Source organism: Acinetobacter sp. CIP 102129 (genome assembly GCF_000368305.1).
Classification (GTDB): domain Bacteria; phylum Pseudomonadota; class Gammaproteobacteria; order Pseudomonadales; family Moraxellaceae; genus Acinetobacter; species Acinetobacter parvus.
Map to the genome: position 1 here is coordinate 380,041 of NZ_KB849341.1, position 18,309 is coordinate 398,349.

An 18,309-nucleotide genomic window follows, 5' to 3' on the forward strand; every position below is an offset into this window, starting at 1 on the left:
TGAAGTCCCTCTTGCTCAAAGAGGGACTTTTTTATTTTTAACAGGTATATTCTTAAATACTGAAAAAGGGAATAACTTTAAAATGAATATTTTAGTTTTGGGCAGCGGTGGCCGTGAACATGCACTTGCATGGAAAATCGCACAAGATGCAAAAGTAACACAAGTTTTTGTTGCGCCAGGTAATGCAGGCACAGCAACCGAAGATAAGTGTCAAAACGTTGATATCGATATTTTAAATAATCCTGCCATTATCGAATTTGCAAAGGCAAATGATGTGGCATTGGTGATTGTTGGTCCTGAAGCACCTTTAGTAAATGGCGTGGTTGATGCAGCACGTGAAGCAGGTTTAAAAATCTGGGGACCGACTCAGTACGCTGCACAGCTTGAAGGTTCTAAAGCATTCGCTAAACATTTCTTAAAACGTCATAATATCCCAACAGCATTTTATGATGTATTTACTGAGGTTGATGCTGCGAAAGCTTATATCGAACAGCATGGCGCACCCATCGTGATCAAAGCGGATGGCTTAGCGGCAGGTAAAGGTGTAATCGTTGCAATGACCAACGAAGAAGCTTTTGCTGCGATAGACGATATGCTTGCAGGCAACAAGTTTGGTGATGCTGGTTCACGTGTTGTCATTGAACAATTCCTTGATGGTGAAGAAGCTAGCTTCATTTGCATGATTGATGGCAACAACATCTTACCTATGGCAACTTCACAAGACCATAAACGTATTTTTGAAGGTGACCAAGGGCCAAATACTGGTGGTATGGGTGCTTACTCTCCTGCTCCAGTTGTTACACCAGAAGTATTTGAACGTGTAATGAATGAAGTCATGCGCCCTACCGTTGATGGTATGGCAGCTGATGGTCATGTTTACACAGGTTTCTTATATGCTGGCTTAATGATTGATGAACAAGGTCAACCACGCGTTATTGAATTCAACTGTCGTTTCGGTGATCCAGAAACACAACCGATTATGATGCGTTTAAAATCATCTTTAGTAGATTTGGTTGAAGCAGGTATTGCGGGCAATCTTCCAAAAGAAGCTGAGTGGGATGAACGTAAATCCATCGGTATTGTACTTGCAGCTGAAGGATACCCTGATACAGTCCGTAAAGGCGATGTGATTTCTGGTATCGGACAATCTCCTGAAGATACTAAGATCTTCCATGCAGGTACGACAACGACAGAAGATGGCCATATCATCACAGCTGGCGGTCGCGTTCTTTGTGTAACAGCATTAGGTGATACAGTACTTGAAGCCCAGATCAATGCTTTAGAAGTGTGTGGTCAAGTGACATTTACAGGTATGCAATACCGTAGCGATATTGGTTACCGTGCCATTGCGCGTGAAAAGGCAGAATAAGCCAATCTAATTGATAAAAAAGCTTTCCTTGGAAAGCTTTTTTATTCTTTAATAGGCAATAAATCAAACTTCTATATTCATTACTTAAATATAAAATTCAGAAAAACATATATTTATTTTCCCGTAAATCACTCAACCCCACATTTAAAAAAATTTATAAAACTATCATCAGTTTATATTTACTTTAAACACAACTTCCCTCACATAATCATATGTTTATATATCAAAACACAAATACCGCCCCTGTATCAGTTGGTAAATTATTGCTATGATTGCTAAAATCTTGAATACAGCTCAATTGTTGTTTTAGATTATTCATGATTATGTTCAATCATTTAATAAAATAAAACATCAATATTCTATTGTATTCAGCTCCCAATTTAATTTAAGGAATAATTGGATAGAGATTTTCCAGACACGGGATAGACCAACTGGAATTTGAATATTCATCTATTTCTTGTGTTGTTGCAAACAGTCTTCTGGATTAGAAATTAAAAACAATTCACATGATTGTTGAATGAGGATGCCAATTTGCAACATACAAACCCATTGCAATGATTGATGCTTGAGAAATCATAATGTTCTCGGCATTCTTCCTATTAGGATTTATACATGAAAAAGCTGATTAGCCTTTTTTTAAGTGTATCTGTGCTACTACTTGCAGCATGCAGTAAACAGCCAGATACCGCATCGAGTGAACAAAAAAATGATGCTGCGGGCCTCCAGACTGTTGTCATCGCATCTACAGGTTCAGACGCTGATATTTGGCGTTATATTGCGACATTACCTGAAACCAAAGCTGCAGGTATTAAACTGGAAGTGAAAAACTTCACGGATTATGTGGCAATGAACACCGCGGTTGCCAATAAGGAAGTTGATCTCAACGCATTCCAGTCTTATGCTTATCTGGTTGCTTTCAACGCAGCCAACAAAGACAAGATCGCGCCTGTTTCAACCACTTATTTAGAACCTATGGGGATTTATTCAAACAAGGTGAAGAAAGTTGAAGAGTTTGCTCAAGGTGCAACCATTGCAATCCCAAATGATGGTGCCAATGAATCTCGCGCATTATTACTTTTACAAAGCGCTGGCTTGATCAAGTTAAAACCTGACTTTGACCCAGTGAAAGGTACGCCTGCCGACATCATTGAAAACAGCAAGAAAATTGTAATCAAGCCGATTCAGATGGCCACTGCTGTACGTGTAAAAGACGAGGTTGATGCAATCTTGTTAGGTAACACCCTTGCGATGGAAGGTGGTTTGAACGTTCTTAAAGATGCAATCTATTACGAACCAATTGATCAAAGCACTAAATTGAATGTCAATATTTTGGCAACGGCTGAATCTCGTAAAGATGATCCAGTATTGCAAAAAGTCGGCGCGCTTTATCATACCGAAGCAGTCAAGCAATATGTACAGGAACACTTTGCGGGCACTAAAGTTGACGTAAATAAGCCAACAAGCTATCTCACAGAAGCAAATCCGTAATATAATATTTTCAATGAAACAGGCAAAGATATTTGCCTGTTTTTCTTTTTTGCCTAGTATTGACGAACATGATCCAATTTAAAAATATTTCAAAACGCTATCAGCTAAAAGGTCAAACGATCAACGCGCTGGATCAAATCAATTTAGAGATTCCAGCTGGAAGTATCTTTGGCATTATTGGCTATAGTGGTGCAGGTAAAAGTACCTTAATCCGACTGATTAACTTGCTTGAACGCCCATCCGAAGGGCAGGTCATCATCAATCAAAAAGATTTTACTGCAATGGATGCACGCACTCTTCGTCAAGAACGTGCAAATATTGGCATGATTTTTCAGCACTTCAATTTATTACAAACCAAAACGGTGTCTGAAAACATTGAAATGCCACTTAGGCTACTTGGTCACAGCAAGGCGGAACGAGAGAAACGTTTAGCTGAACTGCTAGATTTTATTGATCTCAAACATAAAAAAGATGCCTACCCTGACGAACTTTCAGGTGGACAAAAACAGCGTGTAGGGATTGCGCGTGCGCTTGCCAATCACCCAAAAATTCTGCTGTGTGATGAAGCCACTTCCGCACTTGATCCACAAACCACACAATCTGTATTGGCACTATTAAAAAAGATTAATAAAGAACAAAACATCACCATTGTGATGGTCACCCATGAAATGGACGTGATTGAGACTGTTTGTGATTATGTGGCTGTGATGGAAGCTGGCAAGGTGATTGAAACGGGACCTACGCTGAATATTTTTAGTCAGCCACAACACCCCACCACAAAAACTTTTATTCAAACGGTATTACAGCAACAGTTGCCAGTAAATATCTTAAACAACCTTGAACACAGACATCACAATAGTATTTATAGTTTGCAGTTTCTGGGTACATCTGCACAGGAAACGGTAATTCAGGCAGTCATCAAACAGTTTGATATCAGTTTAAATATTCTCTTTGCCAATATGACTGAAATCAATGGTACCGTGATTGGGCAAATGTTTATTCAACTGCTCGGTGATGAAAGTCTTATTCGGCAAGCAATCCAATTTCTGGAGCAGCATGGCGTTAAAGTTGAACAGTCTGGAGTCAGCCAATGAGAGATTTAATTGTACAATGGCTAACTGACGTCACAGCACCTTTTTGGCATAGTGCCCTTAGCATTGACCAGTTTGTGACAGCCTTGCAGGAAACCTTTCAAATGGTTTTCTTCTCATTACTGTTTGGCTGTATCTGGGGATTGATTCAGGGCATTACGCTGGTGGTTACCCGTACAGGTGGCATTCTACAAAATCGGGCGATTTACTATTTCCTGAATCCTATTGTCAATGCCCTGCGTTCACTCCCATTTATCATTTTATTGATCGCGGTGATTCCACTAACCAAACTGTTGGTGGGAACATCCATTGGGACATGGGCTGCAATTGTGCCTTTAACCATCTATGTGGGTCCATACCTAGGCCGTCTAATTGAAACTTCTCTGCTTGAAGTGAATGAAGGAATTATTGAATCAGCTCAGGCAATGGGTGCAACCCCTTGGCAAATCATCTTTAAGTTTATTATCCCTGAAGCGCGTAGCTCACTGATATTGAACCTAACCACAGGAACGATTACCCTAATTGGTGCCACAGCAATGGCGGGCGCCGTTGGCGCAGGTGGTATCGGTGATTTAGCCATTTCTTATGGTTATCAGCGTTTTGATACCAGTGTGGTTATCCTCACCGTCATCGTACTTCTGCTGCTTGTGCAGTTGGTTCAAATGTTGGGGGATTGGTTGGCAAAATTACGCTAATTGATGAATACTGTTAAAAAATAGCTCTTAAAAACAAGGGCTGTTTTTTTATGTAGAATGAAACGGTTTTCTTAAGGAAAATAAACCTCATTTGCCGCCTTAAACGTATTTACATGCAAAGGCACCAGATCTTCAAGTACCTGATAGCCACCCGCCAACACAAATAGTATGGGAATTTTCATTTTCCTTGCCATATTAAACACCAAACGGTCACGTTCAAACAACAGCTCTGTGGTCAACCACTTCGAGCCATATTTATCATGTTGATGACAATCCATCCCCGCCTGATAAATAATCAGATCGGCCTCCCAACGTGAAGCATATTGAAACGCCTCAAAAATGGACTCCCGATATAAATCAAAATTGCCCTGCTTGGGGTGAATATAACGGGTCAGGCTGCGCTCACCTGCCTTACAACCAAAACGAATCCCAAAAATTCCAAAATTAACCAGATTGGTGAGTCGGTTGGTAAATATCGCAGTGCCATCTCCACCATGCTGATCACAGTCCAGTACAAAGATTCGTTTTTCAGGATATTGCTTTGCAACCAAGGCCAAACCATTAAAGGTACAATACGCCGCACCAGACTCATAACTGGCATGATGAAAGCCCTGTGCGATATTCGCGGCAATACCCTCTTTAAACGCAATATCAGCACCAACCAACTGCCCTGCCTGTACTGATAAAATTGCATCCCGCAATTGTTCATTCCATGGTTTAAAGCCCTGTATGGTTGCAAATGCAGACTCGCCTGCCAGAAAGGCCTCAACATATTGCGGATTATGGAGTTTCTTTAGGATTTCAACATCAATCAAACCTGGATCAATCAGTTCAACCATTTTATGCTTACACAACACATCCGCCACCGCGGTGAGCTTTTCCATGCTATTGGTATGCGTTCGGGCATAATAGCGCGGAGAGTAACAGGCTTTTAGCATGGATGTCCTACGTAAATTTGATCTTTAGCAATTTCAATAAGTTGGCTCAATTCAGTCGTATCAGGTCGAAATAATCCATTATCCACCTGTTGTTTAAAGTGAGAGTTAAATGCACGGGCACGGTTTTTAGGTGACACTGCCAAAGTGGTTAGACGCAAAAACCAGAAACCATTCATTTCAGAGATGGGAATCACATAGCCTTTATATTGTTTATTTTTATGTTTTTCCAGTTGTTCAATGTCATAGTTTGCAGAAAACAGGCTACCTGCGGGTAAACGCACCCCATTCATCATCAATGGTACCAAACTAATACAGGAATGATTGTCCCCCATATTCAGCTTTTCCATCATAATTGGCTGGTGGTTTTCATCTACAAAAATATTAATTTCACCCTGTCTCAATAAACGATGATGTGCGATCCGTAGAAAGAATTTCTCTGCCATTGGGCAGGACCCCACTTTGGGTTTTTCTTCCAGCGCATGGCATTCAATCATCTCAATCGTCCGTGCATCCTGCGGCAAAATAATATCAGCAAGCAACTGGCAAATCAGAATACTTTCCTCAAGTTCAGCATATTGATGGATATTTCTTAATTTGGCCTGAAAATCCACTTCCTGCCTTAAATTCTGGGCAAATGTCTCTTCTGGATTTAGGCGTTGCAGACACTGCTGCACATCGGCATGTATATCCAGATTGCGCCAAGTGGCAAGTTCCAAGCCATAGCAAGAGCTCTGGTTTAAAATATTTCTCAGTCCCTTGGTTTCATAATCATCAAAGATTCGTAAATCCTGAAAACCAAGCGCATCACGCGGCTGTGAGACAAATTCGGCAATCACACGTGTTGCCTGAGTATAACCGCAACCGCGACGTTCGGTTTGATGACTAAAGTGCTCATTCAGCATTTCAGTGAGTTTGGCAGACAAGGGATGCAAATATTTTTTAAAAATCACCACCACTTCGTGATCAACCAAATCAGACATATTTTCCTCTCTTATTGTTATGATTTATTTGAATTTCATCCTGAGAAATTACCCTGTCCTTATGTTGTTAAGTAATCTTTTTAAATTATTTTCACATTTATTCCATATATTTAAAGATGAATATAAATCATTAACTTATAAAACTTTTATACCATATTTATTTAAAATACTACACTTGTCAACTCTAAAGATTTTCTGGTCTTAAAGGTGTCAGAATTTAGCCTAAACCGTCAGTTACATAACACACTATTTTTGCACTCTTTAATATTTCCACTTACACTAGACACAGGGGATGGTCTTTATCATCAACCCAGCATGAAACAAATATTTAGGACTCGGCTATGCATTATAAGATTCATGCAATTGACGTAAAAAATGCCTTAAAAAACTATATTTGGTTATTGGAAGATACCACGACACAAGAAGTTGTTGTGATTGACCCCACTGACGCAGATTTGGTGACTGCATTTTGCGAACAACACCAACTTGAGTTGAAGCAAATCTGGTTAACACATTGGCATCGCGATCATACTGATGGCGTACAAGCTCTATTGGCTGAGCAAAATTTACCAGTTTTCGGTCCACGTGATGAACTCAGTAAAATTTCGTTTATATCGAACCCACTGCAACATAATGACCATTTTCACTTTAATGATTTAAAAGTTGAGATTATTGCCACACCTGGTCATACTCTCGGTCATATTGTTTATTTTATTGAAGAAATTGATACCCTGTTCTGTGGTGATACTCTGTTTGCAATGGGTTGCGGTCGCCTGTTTGAGGGTACAGCTGAGCAGATGTATCATTCACTGAATCGGCTTGCTGCCCTGCCAATCCAAACCAAGGTTTACTGCACCCATGAATATACGCTTGCAAATGCAGAGTTTGCATTAACAATTGAACCTCATAATGTTGCACTACAAGAACGCATAAAAGACGTAAAAGCATTGAGAGATTCAGAACAAATTACTCTGCCAAGTACAATTGAATTAGAGCTTGAAACCAATCCTTTCTTGCGCACAGAAAGTGCCGAAGATTTCGCACGGATCAGAGCGCTTAAAGATCTGTTCTAATTTTAAAGTTCTACTTTTTAAAGGCTAAAATTTAGTCTTTAAAAAGTGAAAAATGAAATAATTTTTTACATTTAGGATTAAATAGATTTTTACAGAAAATTATCTTATCCAAGCACGTAAAAAATAATTTTAATAATAAATACAATCAAGTAAAAAAACGACAGATAAAATTTTCCTCATAAAAATTACGCTAATTTTACATAATTTACATGCAGAAAAATAAATGTTTGTACTCCCCCTTTAAAAAATTTTCGGCGACCCTTATTAATAAACTCAGGTTCACAAGGAGTTCTCACATGAAAAATAGAGTTGTTAAAGCAAAAAATTTATTGGCCTTTCGTATTTGGCTGGAAAAACTGGGATATTCCGTTAAGAATCTGACAGATAATCGCGGATTTACCTTTAGCTTTAAAAAAGAATATGGATTGGTCACAGGTGACCTATCGGGTAATGCTTTGGCAATGCAACTGGGCGAAGAATTCGAAGACCACTTAAAAGCATAATAATGATTTTATCCTTACATAAACTAGGGTTTCATATGGATATGAAATCCTATGGTATGAATAACTGACCTATTTTTTAGTTTTCATCTTATTGCTGATTTCTCGCTTTCTAACCAACTGTCATCAAAATAACGTTGGAACAATTATAATTTCCAAGTATCATAATGTCCTAGTCGAGGGATGCTGCGACAATTGATTGGCGCTAAAGATCAATTTGCCAGGCTCGACGATCGGTTGAACACTCGTTTTAACCAACAACGGCATCCGCGAACAGAATGATCCATACTATTTTTCTAGGAGATCCTGATGAACGCGGTTACTGCTTCATTTACAGATTATAAAGTCGCTGATATTTCCCTTGCTGACTACGGCCGTAAAGAAATCAAACTTGCTGAAGCAGAAATGCCAGCTTTGATTGGTTTACGTAAGCGTTATTCAGCGTCAAAACCACTTGCTGGTGCAAAAATTCTCGGTTGTATCCACATGACCATCCAGACTGCGGTTCTCATTGAAACCCTAGTTGAGTTAGGTGCTGAAGTTCGTTGGACATCATGTAACATATTTTCTACTCAAGATCACGCTGCTGCTGCTATCGCTGCTGCGGGTATTCCTGTGTTTGCTTGGAAAGGCGAAACTGAAGAAGAATACATGTGGTGTCTTGAACAACAAATCAATGTAAATGGCACACCTTGGGATGCCAACATGATTCTTGATGATGGCGGTGATTTAACACTACTTGTTCACGAAAAATACCCTGAAGTGATTGCAAAAATCCACGGTGTAACTGAAGAAACAACAACAGGTGTTCAACGTCTGTATGAAATGTTACGTGATGGTACTTTAAAAGTTCCTGCAATCAACGTAAATGATTCGGTAACGAAATCTAAAAACGACAACAAATATGGTTGCCGCCATTCTCTAAATGATGCGATCAAACGCGGTACAGATATGTTGTTATCTGGTCGTCGTGCACTTGTAATCGGTTACGGTGACGTAGGTAAAGGTTCTGCACAATCACTTCGTCAAGAAGGTATGATTGTACGTGTAACTGAAGTAGATCCGATCTGTGCAATGCAAGCATGTATGGATGGTTACGAAGTTGTATCTCCATACAAAAATGGCGTTCAAACAGGTAAGAAAGAAGACATCAATCTTGACCTTCTTCAAAACACTGACCTTATCGTAACGACAACGGGTAACTACCACGTTTGTGATTCAGCAATGCTTGATTCATTAAAAGCAGGTGCGGTAGTGTGTAACATCGGTCACTTTGATACTGAAATCGACACAGCTTACCTCCGTGGTTACAAATGGGTTGAAGTTAAGCCTCAAGTTCACCAAGTGTATCGTTCAGAAAATGAAAATGATTACTTAATCCTTCTTTCTGAAGGGCGTTTAGTGAATCTTGGTAACGCAACAGGTCACCCATCACGTATTATGGATGGTTCTTTTGCTAATCAGGTATTGGGTCAAATGCACTTGTTCGCTGAAAAATTTGCCGATCTTCCTGAAGATCAAAAAGCTGAGAAAATCCGAGTAGAACTGATTCCCAAGAAATTAGATGAAGAAGTTGCTACTGCAATGGTGCTTGGTTTTGGTGGTGTATTAACCCAATTGACTCAAGTACAAGCAGATTACCTCGGTGTTCCTGTAGAAGGTCCATTCAAATCTGACGCTTATAAATACTAAGAAAATCAGGGCAGACGTTTACGGGCTGCCCTTTTTTCTAAAATAATGTCTAAGCGATTAAAAAAAGGATTTGAAATGACGAAACGTATTCCTATTTCTTTTGAATTTTTCCCGCCAAAAACTGATGCTGGCGCTGAAAAGTTACATATCGTTCACCAAGAACTACAGCGATTAAACCCAGAGTTTTTCTCAATTACTTATGGTGCTGGTGGTTCTACTCGTGAACGTACTTTAGCAACTATTCATGATTTTAATGGCAAAGGTACGCCCGTAGCCCCTCACCTTTCTTGTATTGGTGATGATAAAGCTCGTATTGCTGAGCTCTTAGATTTATATAAATCACAAGGGATTGACCGCATCGTAGCATTGCGTGGTGACTTACCTTCAGGTCAAGTTGGCTTAGGTGAATTACCATACGCTCAAGATCTTGTTCGGTTTATCCGTGAACATTCAGGCAACCATTTCCATATTGAAGTTGCTGCTTATCCAGAAATGCATCCGCAGGCTGATAGCTTTGATGCTGATATTAAGCGCTTTGTAGAAAAAGTGAATGCAGGTGCGAATGCAGGGATTACTCAATTTTTCTTTAATCCAGATGCTTACTTCTATTTTATAGAAAGATTGGAAAAAGAAGGTATCAATATTCCCGTTGCGCCAGGCATCATGCCAATTACCAATGCAAGCAATTTAATTCGCTTTGCGGATGGAACTGGTGCAGAAATTCCACGTTGGATTCGCAAGCAACTTGCTGCTTATGGTGATGATAGCGAAAGTATTAAAGCATTCGGCCATGAAGTGATTGTGAAGCTTTGTGAACGTTTAATTGCGGGTGGTGCGCCAACACTGCATTTCTATTCAATGAACCAAACCGAACCAACTCGACAACTCGTTGTTGACCTTGGCTTAAACTAATTTGCATGAGCATTCCCCAGACATGAACCGTTTTTACATCGAAGCCGAATTAAACACTGGCAATACTATTGAATTGACGGAATCGGTGTTTCATCATTGGGTGCGTGTGCTCCGTGCAAAAGAACAGGAACAGGCCATCTTCTTCAATGGAAAAGGTGGCGAATATCGCGTGACGCTCACTGAAATCAACAAAAAAAATGCGTTTGTGTCAGTTGATCATTTTGAGCCAGCTGATCGGACACCACCCTTTAAAGTGGTTTTAGGCCAGGTGATGAGCAAGGGGGATCGTATGGATTATGCGATTCAGAAAGCCACTGAACTTGGTGTGACCACTATTCAACTGTTGACCAGCGAGCGTTGCGAAATGCGCCTGAAATATGACCGTGACCAAAAGAAGATTGATCATTGGCAGTCTGTGGCGATTGCAGCATGTGAACAATGTGGCATGAACATTGTTCCAGAAATCCTTGCTCCGATTGCCTTAACAGAGTGGGTCAGCTCGGAACTGCCACAGGCCCGTTTAGTTTTGGCGCCAAATAAAGACCAGAACAATGTACTGCTGAATAGTGAACCTGATTTAGCGCTACTGATTGGTCCAGAAGGCGGTTTGAGTGAAGCAGAAATTGAAACTGCAAACCAGAACCATTTTCAAAGCTGGTGCATTGGAGACCGTGTTTTAAGGACTGAAACCGCTCCAGTTGTCGCCTTATCCATTTTAAATTATCACTTTTCAGCCAAATAATGGTTTTGGATTGCTTTCCAATGGCTTTAGCGGTAATTTAAAATAAAATACGATGATGTTGATATACAGCAACGTATGTAGGCCCAACACAGATAAAAATGAAAAGGATTATTCTTTATATGTCAGGGGTTCAAGAAAAAAAAATTCCGCAGTTTATTTATACGGATCAGATCAACTATCCTAACCACGTACGCCTATTCGTTTTAAGTGTATTTTTTATTGCACTTCTGGACTATCTGTTATTTGCTTCTTTCTATTCTTTTAGTGCGAATATCTTTACCACATGGATGACCCTCACCCTTACGCTATTACTCACTTTTTACGCAATCTGCCACTTTTCATTAAGATATTACTCATCAAGTCGCTTTGCTAGAAAAACCAACATTACCTTTCAGGTGATCTGCTTTTTCACGGGTTTATTGCTGGGGATCAGCACCCTTGTGATCAATGACCTATTGATTAAGGATGTCCCGAATCTTTCCACATCACACATCCTAACCTTGACAGCCCTGCTGCTCACCTCTTCACATATTATTGCGCTGACTTTTTTAACCCAGCATATCCGTTACTTCTTCCTGTTCTTCATTCCAAGCATCAGCCCCTTGGTGATTTCCCAGATTATACATAGAGATCAAGAACATACCCTGTTTTATATTGCCTATTACCTGTCTTTTTTTGCAACCCTACTGTGTGCACAGGCTACCTTTAAAATTCACCAGCGCCTGTCACAGGTTCTGAACAAGAACAAGCAACTGATTGATGTGGCGGAACAACACAATCAATGGACAGAGGAACTCTGCCAACAATTGCAGCGTGAAGTCAACAAATCCAGGGACATAGAAGCACAACTACAGTTCAATAATCATTTACTCGAACAAAAGGTCCGTGAGCGTACTTTCGATCTTACCCAGATGAATGAGAGTCTGGAAGAACACCGCCAGAACTTGGCTTTTGCCCATGAAACTGCGGGTATTCGTCCCTGGGAATGGAATCTGGAAACCCATACGGTTGGTGTCACCAATGCCCATAGTCAGGCGGTTACACGCAAGTCTGAAAACCACTATACCCTGCTGCATAAAATCGTACACCCCGATGATGTGGATCGGGTTAAAAATAACCTGTATAGCCATTTATGCGGACAAACACAACGCTATGAAGAAACTTTCCGCATCAAACGCCATAATGGTGAATGGGCATGGATTCATGATGTTGGACAGGTCATTCTAAGAAATCCCAAAGATGGAACGCCGTTGCGCATGGTGGGCATACACCGTGACATTAATCAGGAGAAAAAGCATCAGGAACGTTTAAAACTGGCTGCCAGCGTTTTTGAACACGCTTCTGAAGGCATTTTTATTCTGGATGAAAATTTCTGTTATATCGATGTCAACCCAAAATACCAACAACTGACTGGACTTGATAAGCAAATTATTATAAACAAAGAACTTTTTGAAATTACCAAACAAAATAAACAGCATCACCATAATTTCCACCTTTCGATTCTAGACACCCTCTATGAAGAACAGGAATATGAAGGGGAATTTCAGGAAACCTATCTTTCTGAAAAATCGTGTTTTTTATGGATACATATCAATGCGGTGAAAGATGAGACTGATCGGGTCATTAACTATATTGGCATTGTGTCTGACCAGACTGAGCGTAAACATCAGGAACAGCGTCTTTCCTACCTCACCAACTACGACACCCTGACGGATTTACCAAATCGTTTCTATTACCATCAGCAATTACATCAATATCTGGTCAATGAGGCATCTATCCAGCATCTTGCGGTAATTCGATTGAATATCGACAGATTCCGTGCCTTGAATGAATTACTGAGTAATCAGGCAGGAAATGAGCTGCTTAAACAGGCTGCACAGCGTTTACGGATTAGTAATATTGACGCACTCTTGGTGGCCCATTTAAGCGCGGATGATTTCGCCATTATTTACGAGATGTCACCACTCCATCCGCAGATACATCAACTGTGCAACAATATTGTCGAGGCATTTAGCAAGCCATTCTATATTGCGGAACAGGAATATGTGGTCAGCATCTCCATCGGTGTCGCCATTTACCCAGAGCACGGCCGTCAGGTTGATAACCTCAATACCCATGCCGAACAGGCACTAACAGAAGCCAAACGTTTGGGTGGCAACACCATTCGTTATTATTCGAGTGAACGCACCAACTTTGTGGCAAGACACACTGACCTGGAACTCGATCTAAGAAAAGCGATTCAGAACAATGAACTGGTTGTCTATTATCAACCTAAAATGAATGCGCTTGATGGTAAAGTTGTTGGTTTTGAAGCCTTAATTCGCTGGAATCACCCAAGTAAAGGCTTAATCATGCCGAATATTTTTATTCCTTTGGCAGAAAGCACCAGTTTGATTTCAGATATTGGGCGTTTTGTGTTGTATGAAGCGGCAAAACAATTACAAGCATGGCAAAAACTTGGTTTCAATCATATTAAAATTGCGGTAAATATTGTGGCGCAGCAAATTCAACGTGGTCAATTGCTGAGCGATCTCGATGACATACTCGAAACCTACGCCATTATTGGCCGTAATCTTGTATTAGAAATTACCGAATCGGCATTTTTGGAAAATACTGATACTGTGAAAATGGTGTTAAAAGCCATTAAAGAACGCGACATTTCTATTGCATTGGATGATTTCGGTACTGGCTATTCATCTCTGGCCTACCTTACCGAATATCCAATTGACATCTTAAAAATTGATCGGGCATTTATTTCAAAAATTGGTGATGCCAAACAGGATGCGATTGTTAATGCCATGATAGCCATGGGCAAAACCATTGGCCTAAAAGTTGTGGCGGAAGGGGTTGAGACCGAACAACAGCGTGATTACCTAAAACGCCAAAACTGTGACATATTGCAGGGTTACCTGTTTGCCAAACCATTAACGGCAGTCAATGCAACTGAATATCTGCAACAGCATACCCAACTGTCAACCGCAAGATATTCCATTTAAAATGATTTTGGACTTTTTGCATGTTGATTTTGCCATCATTATCAATTGTCAATAAGCCTCATCGTTCAGTGAAAATAAGCTTTTTTGACTGGGCTAAACCATGAACTAGTGCTATATTCTTGTGCACTTATCTTAATATCATAATCAGTCCTAGCTATGACTGGTTGTTGTATTGAAACAACTATCGAAACAATCGAGACTCAGATGGACGATCAATCTTTAAAACAAGCCGCTTTGTATTACCATGAATTTCCTACACCTGGAAAAATCAGTGTGACACCTAGCAAGCAGCTCGTTAACCAACGAGATTTAGCGCTTGCATATTCTCCTGGTGTCGCAGCTCCATGTCTGGAAATTGAACGTGACCCTTCTGCCGCCGCTAAATATACAGCCCGTGGCAATCTGGTCGCCGTCGTGAGTAATGGTACAGCCGTACTTGGTTTAGGGAACATTGGTCCCCTTGCCTCCAAACCTGTAATGGAAGGTAAAGGCGTACTGTTCAAGAAGTTCGCTGGGGTTGATGTATTTGATATTGAAATTGCTGAAAACGATCCAGACAAGATCGTGGATATCGTTGCCGCACTAGAACCAACCTTTGGCGGTATCAACCTGGAAGACATCAAGGCACCTGAATGTTTCTATATCGAGAAGAAACTTCGTGAACGCATGAACATTCCTGTATTCCATGATGATCAACATGGTACCAGTATCATTGTAGGCTCAGCATTGTTGAATGCCTTGCAGATCGTGAACAAGAAAATTGATGAAATTAAAATCGTTGCATCAGGTGCTGGTGCTGCTGCATTGTCATGTTTAGATTTACTTTGTGCATTAGGCGTAAACAAGGCCAACATTGTTGTTGCAGATTCCCGTGGTCTTCTCACCACCTCACGTGAAGGGCTGGACGATTCGAAAAAACGCTATGTTCAGGACATCGCGGCAACCCAGTTGCATGAAGTTGTGGCTGGCGCAGATATGTTCCTCGGCCTTTCGGCGGCAGGAATCTTAACCAAAGAAATGGTTAAGGAAATGGCTGAAAACCCAATTATCTTTGCATTGGCAAACCCAGACCCAGAAATTTTGCCTGAACATGCGCACGAAGTTCGCCCAGATGTGATTATGGCAACTGGTCGTTCAGACTATCCAAACCAAGTAAACAATGCGCTTTGTTTCCCATATATTTTCCGTGGTGCGCTGGATGTCGGTGCAACTACCATTAATGAAGATATGAAAATTGCTTGTGTACATGCGATTGCACGTATGGCACATATTGAAGCAGATGCTGCGACTTACGGTGAAAAATCTGCATCATTCGGTCGTGATTACTTGATCCCTCGCCCACTGGATCAGCGCCTGATTCTAGAAATTGCACCAGCAGTGGCAAAAGCAGCAATGGATTCTGGTGTTGCGACACGTCCAATTGAAGATTTCTCTGCATATCGTCAAAGACTTTCTGAGTTTGTATATAACTCAGCATTCTTAATGAAACCGATTTTCTCTCAGGCAAAAACTGATCCTAAGCGTATTGCATATGCCGAGGGTGAAGATCAACGTGTATTGCGTGCGGTTCAAATTGTTGTAGATGAAGGTCTAGCTAAACCAATCCTTGTTGGTCGTACGGCTGTTATTGAAGACAATATCAGAAAACTCGGTTTACGCTTACAGCGCGATGTCAATATTGAAATCGTCGATCAAGAAAACAATCCTTTATATGATGATTTCTGGAAAGACTACTACAATACGATGCAACGTAAAGGCGTAACTGTGGAATATGCGCAACGTGAAGCACGTCGTCGTTCAACCTTAATCGCCGCATTGCTAGTTAAGTTTGGCAAAGCTGATGGCATGCTATGTGGCACTTATGCGAGCTACGATATCCATTTAGATTTCGTTAAAAACGTGATCGGTTTAAAAGAAGGTCGTAGTACATTGTTTACACTCAATGCATTAATGCTTGAAGATCGTAACTTGTTTATTGCCGATACCTACGTCAATACCAATCCAACTGCTGAACAACTTGCAGAGATGACTATTTTAGCAGCCGAAGAAGTGCGTCGTTTTGGTATGACTCCTCGTGTCGCTTTACTTTCTCACTCAAGTTTTGGAAGTGATCAAGTTGATCCAAGTGCTCAGAAAATGCGTGAAGTTTATCGTTTACTTTCTGAACAAGCTCCAGAACTTGAAGTTGAAGGTGAAATGCATGGTGATGCTGCATTAGATGATAATATTCGTCATTTTGCATTCCCAAATTCACGCTTTAAAGGTTCAGCAAACTTGTTGATTATGCCGAATTTAGATTCTGCAAATATTTCATTCAATTTGTTAAAAGCAACATCTGGTAATAATGTAACGATTGGTCCAATCTTATTAGGCGCAGCAAAGCCAGTTCATATTTTAACACCGACAGCAACTACCCGCCGTCTAGTGAATATGACAGCTTTAACTGTTGCTGAAATTCAGCAAAGCCAAAACTGATATAGTTTAAGCATAGCTTTTAACATTAAAAGCTATGCTTAGTGCTTGAGAAAACCTCTATTCTGTAGCATGATTGTGTGAAGAATAGAGGTTTTTTATGCAAGTTTATTTAGTAGGCGGTGCAGTTCGAGATCACTTACTCGGTCACCCCTATCACGAAAAAGATTATGTTGTGGTTGGAGCAACACCTGAACAATTATTATCTGAAGGTTACCAACGCGTTGGAAAGGACTTCCCTGTATTTCTTCATCCAAAAACAAAAGAAGAATATGCACTAGCACGTACTGAAAGAAAATCAGGCATTGGCTATCACGGATTCCAATTTTTTACTGATAGCACTGTTAAATTAGAAGAAGATTTAATTCGTCGTGACTTAACCATCAATGCAATGGCAATGGATGAAACTGGAAAAGTTTATGATCCCTATGGTGGTCAAAAAGATCTTGACCAGAAAATCCTACGCCATGTTTCAGATGCATTTACCGAAGACCCTTTGCGTGTGCTTCGGGTTGCACGATTTGCCGCACGTTATGCCAACTACGGTTTTAAAATCGCAGATGAAACGCTACAACTAATGAGTGAAATTGCGAAATCAGGTGAGCTTGATGCATTGACTCCTGAACGTGTCTGGAAAGAAACATCACGGGCCTTAATGGAGGATCATGCCGATATCTATTTTCAAACATTAAGAAATTGTGATGCGCTAAAAGTTCTGTTTCCTGAGATAGATTCGTTATTTGGTATTCCACAACGCCCAGAGTACCACCCTGAAATAGATTGTGGTGTACACACTTTAATGGCCCTAAAACAAGCGTGTCAGTCCAACTATGGACTAGATGTACGTTTTGCTGTCTTGGTGCATGATTTAGGGAAAGCACTGACCCCAACTGAGGAATTACCACGGCATATCATGCATGAGGAACGTGGTTTGCAACCCGTAACCGAGGTGTGTGACCGCTTAAAGGTTCCCTCTCAGCTCAAGAGTCTGGCCCTGACCGTCTGTAAAGAACATTTAAAGTGTCATCAGGCCAAGAGTTTAAAACCAGGTACTTTATGGCGTTTATTACAACGTTTGGATGTTCTACGGAAACCAGAAAAGGTTGAGGCATTTGTACAGGCATGTGAATGTGACGCAAAAGGCCGCCTAGGTCTGGAAGATCGCCCTTATCCACAGGCCCAATATATTCTGGATGCAATGCAAATTGTACGGAATATTCGGGCACAGGATTTACCCGAACACATTACAGGGCCTGAAATTGGTGAAATGCTGATTAAATACCGAATTGAGGCACTGGCACAGTTCAAACAGCAACACGATGAGCCATAGTTTGAGCATGTAAAAAGAACCAATAAAAAAA

14 protein-coding genes are annotated in these 18,309 nt (G+C 40.6%); 12 read left to right on the top strand and 2 right to left on the bottom strand.

Annotated features, from left to right (window positions below):
* Window positions 1–82: 82 nt before the first annotated feature.
* The 4 genes from purD (at window position 83) to F973_RS09895 (ending at window position 4,643) form a co-directional block, all read left to right on the top strand.
* Window positions 83–1,369 carry a phosphoribosylamine--glycine ligase gene (gene purD, locus F973_RS09880; protein ID WP_004761555.1) on the top strand — a complete coding sequence of 429 codons (1,287 nt, stop codon included), beginning with the start codon at window positions 83–85 and terminating at the stop codon, window positions 1,367–1,369.
* Between the two features lie 612 nt (window positions 1,370–1,981).
* Complete coding sequence (locus F973_RS09885; protein ID WP_004761556.1) at window positions 1,982–2,857, top strand: MetQ/NlpA family ABC transporter substrate-binding protein; 876 nt, start codon at window positions 1,982–1,984, stop codon at window positions 2,855–2,857.
* Between the two features lie 68 nt (window positions 2,858–2,925).
* Window positions 2,926–3,951, top strand: a complete 1,026-nt coding sequence (locus F973_RS09890) for a methionine ABC transporter ATP-binding protein (protein WP_004761558.1) — start codon at window positions 2,926–2,928, stop codon at window positions 3,949–3,951.
* Entirely contained in the window at window positions 3,948–4,643 is a 696-nt protein-coding gene (locus F973_RS09895) for a methionine ABC transporter permease (RefSeq protein ID WP_004761560.1), read from the top strand. Before F973_RS09890 ends, F973_RS09895 begins: the two co-directional genes overlap by 4 nt.
* Window positions 4,644–4,714: 71 nt before the next feature.
* On the opposite strand, the gene F973_RS09900 is transcribed toward F973_RS09895, so the two are convergent.
* Both F973_RS09900 and F973_RS09905 read right to left on the bottom strand, forming a co-directional pair.
* On the bottom strand, window positions 4,715–5,581 hold the full coding sequence (locus F973_RS09900) for an arginase family protein (protein ID WP_004761562.1): 867 nt from the start codon (window positions 5,579–5,581) through the stop codon (window positions 4,715–4,717).
* Window positions 5,575–6,561: a hypothetical protein gene (locus F973_RS09905; RefSeq protein ID WP_004761563.1), complete on the bottom strand. Its 987-nt coding sequence runs from the start codon at window positions 6,559–6,561 to the stop codon at window positions 5,575–5,577. The genes F973_RS09900 and F973_RS09905 overlap by 7 nt, the downstream gene beginning before the upstream one ends.
* Window positions 6,562–6,902: 341 nt before the next feature.
* On the opposite strand from F973_RS09905, the gene gloB reads away from it, so the two are divergent.
* The 8 genes from gloB to F973_RS09945 all read left to right on the top strand — a co-directional run bounded on the left by gloB (window position 6,903) and on the right by F973_RS09945 (window position 18,278).
* Window positions 6,903–7,634, top strand: coding sequence for a hydroxyacylglutathione hydrolase (gloB, locus tag F973_RS09910; RefSeq protein ID WP_004761564.1), 732 nt, complete (start codon window positions 6,903–6,905; stop codon window positions 7,632–7,634).
* A gap of 296 nt (window positions 7,635–7,930) precedes the next feature.
* The gene (locus F973_RS09915) at window positions 7,931–8,137 is read left to right on the top strand and encodes a hypothetical protein (protein WP_004638493.1); all 207 of its coding nucleotides are present in this window, start codon (window positions 7,931–7,933) and stop codon (window positions 8,135–8,137) included.
* 306 nt (window positions 8,138–8,443) lie between these two features.
* Window positions 8,444–9,826 (top strand): adenosylhomocysteinase, encoded by a 1,383-nt coding sequence (gene ahcY, locus F973_RS09920; protein WP_004761565.1) that lies wholly within the window; start codon window positions 8,444–8,446, stop codon window positions 9,824–9,826.
* 75 nt (window positions 9,827–9,901) lie between these two features.
* Window positions 9,902–10,738: a methylenetetrahydrofolate reductase [NAD(P)H] gene (gene metF, locus F973_RS09925; protein WP_004676935.1), complete on the top strand. Its 837-nt coding sequence runs from the start codon at window positions 9,902–9,904 to the stop codon at window positions 10,736–10,738.
* Window positions 10,739–10,760: 22 nt separating this feature from the next.
* A complete protein-coding gene (locus tag F973_RS09930; RefSeq protein ID WP_004676933.1) occupies window positions 10,761–11,480 on the top strand; it encodes a 16S rRNA (uracil(1498)-N(3))-methyltransferase in 720 nt (239 codons plus the stop codon).
* A 119-nt stretch (window positions 11,481–11,599) separates the two neighbouring features.
* Window positions 11,600–14,476 carry a bifunctional diguanylate cyclase/phosphodiesterase gene (locus tag F973_RS09935; RefSeq protein WP_004761567.1) on the top strand — a complete coding sequence of 959 codons (2,877 nt, stop codon included), beginning with the start codon at window positions 11,600–11,602 and terminating at the stop codon, window positions 14,474–14,476.
* 204 nt (window positions 14,477–14,680) lie between these two features.
* Window positions 14,681–16,951 carry an NADP-dependent malic enzyme gene (locus F973_RS09940; protein WP_004761568.1) on the top strand — a complete coding sequence of 757 codons (2,271 nt, stop codon included), beginning with the start codon at window positions 14,681–14,683 and terminating at the stop codon, window positions 16,949–16,951.
* Window positions 16,952–17,048: 97 nt separating this feature from the next.
* A complete protein-coding gene (locus tag F973_RS09945; RefSeq protein ID WP_004761569.1) occupies window positions 17,049–18,278 on the top strand; it encodes a multifunctional CCA addition/repair protein in 1,230 nt (409 codons plus the stop codon).
* Window positions 18,279–18,309: the final 31 nt, after the last annotated feature.

What these genes read in the sequence shown, in the direction of transcription:
- purD (WP_004761555.1), top strand. Translation starts at nt 83, where the DNA reads ATGAATATTTTAGTTTTGGGCAGCGGTGGCCGTGAACATGCACTTGCA.
- F973_RS09885 (WP_004761556.1), top strand. Translation starts at nt 1,982, where the DNA reads ATGAAAAAGCTGATTAGCCTTTTTTTAAGTGTATCTGTGCTACTACTT.
- F973_RS09890 (WP_004761558.1), top strand. Translation starts at nt 2,926, where the DNA reads ATGATCCAATTTAAAAATATTTCAAAACGCTATCAGCTAAAAGGTCAA.
- F973_RS09895 (WP_004761560.1), top strand. Translation starts at nt 3,948, where the DNA reads ATGAGAGATTTAATTGTACAATGGCTAACTGACGTCACAGCACCTTTT.
- F973_RS09900 (WP_004761562.1), bottom strand. Translation starts at nt 5,581, where the DNA reads ATGCTAAAAGCCTGTTACTCTCCGCGCTATTATGCCCGAACGCATACC.
- F973_RS09905 (WP_004761563.1), bottom strand. Translation starts at nt 6,561, where the DNA reads ATGTCTGATTTGGTTGATCACGAAGTGGTGGTGATTTTTAAAAAATAT.
- gloB (WP_004761564.1), top strand. Translation starts at nt 6,903, where the DNA reads ATGCATTATAAGATTCATGCAATTGACGTAAAAAATGCCTTAAAAAAC.
- F973_RS09915 (WP_004638493.1), top strand. Translation starts at nt 7,931, where the DNA reads ATGAAAAATAGAGTTGTTAAAGCAAAAAATTTATTGGCCTTTCGTATT.
- ahcY (WP_004761565.1), top strand. Translation starts at nt 8,444, where the DNA reads ATGAACGCGGTTACTGCTTCATTTACAGATTATAAAGTCGCTGATATT.
- metF (WP_004676935.1), top strand. Translation starts at nt 9,902, where the DNA reads ATGACGAAACGTATTCCTATTTCTTTTGAATTTTTCCCGCCAAAAACT.
- F973_RS09930 (WP_004676933.1), top strand. Translation starts at nt 10,761, where the DNA reads ATGAACCGTTTTTACATCGAAGCCGAATTAAACACTGGCAATACTATT.
- F973_RS09935 (WP_004761567.1), top strand. Translation starts at nt 11,600, where the DNA reads ATGTCAGGGGTTCAAGAAAAAAAAATTCCGCAGTTTATTTATACGGAT.
- F973_RS09940 (WP_004761568.1), top strand. Translation starts at nt 14,681, where the DNA reads ATGGACGATCAATCTTTAAAACAAGCCGCTTTGTATTACCATGAATTT.
- F973_RS09945 (WP_004761569.1), top strand. Translation starts at nt 17,049, where the DNA reads ATGCAAGTTTATTTAGTAGGCGGTGCAGTTCGAGATCACTTACTCGGT.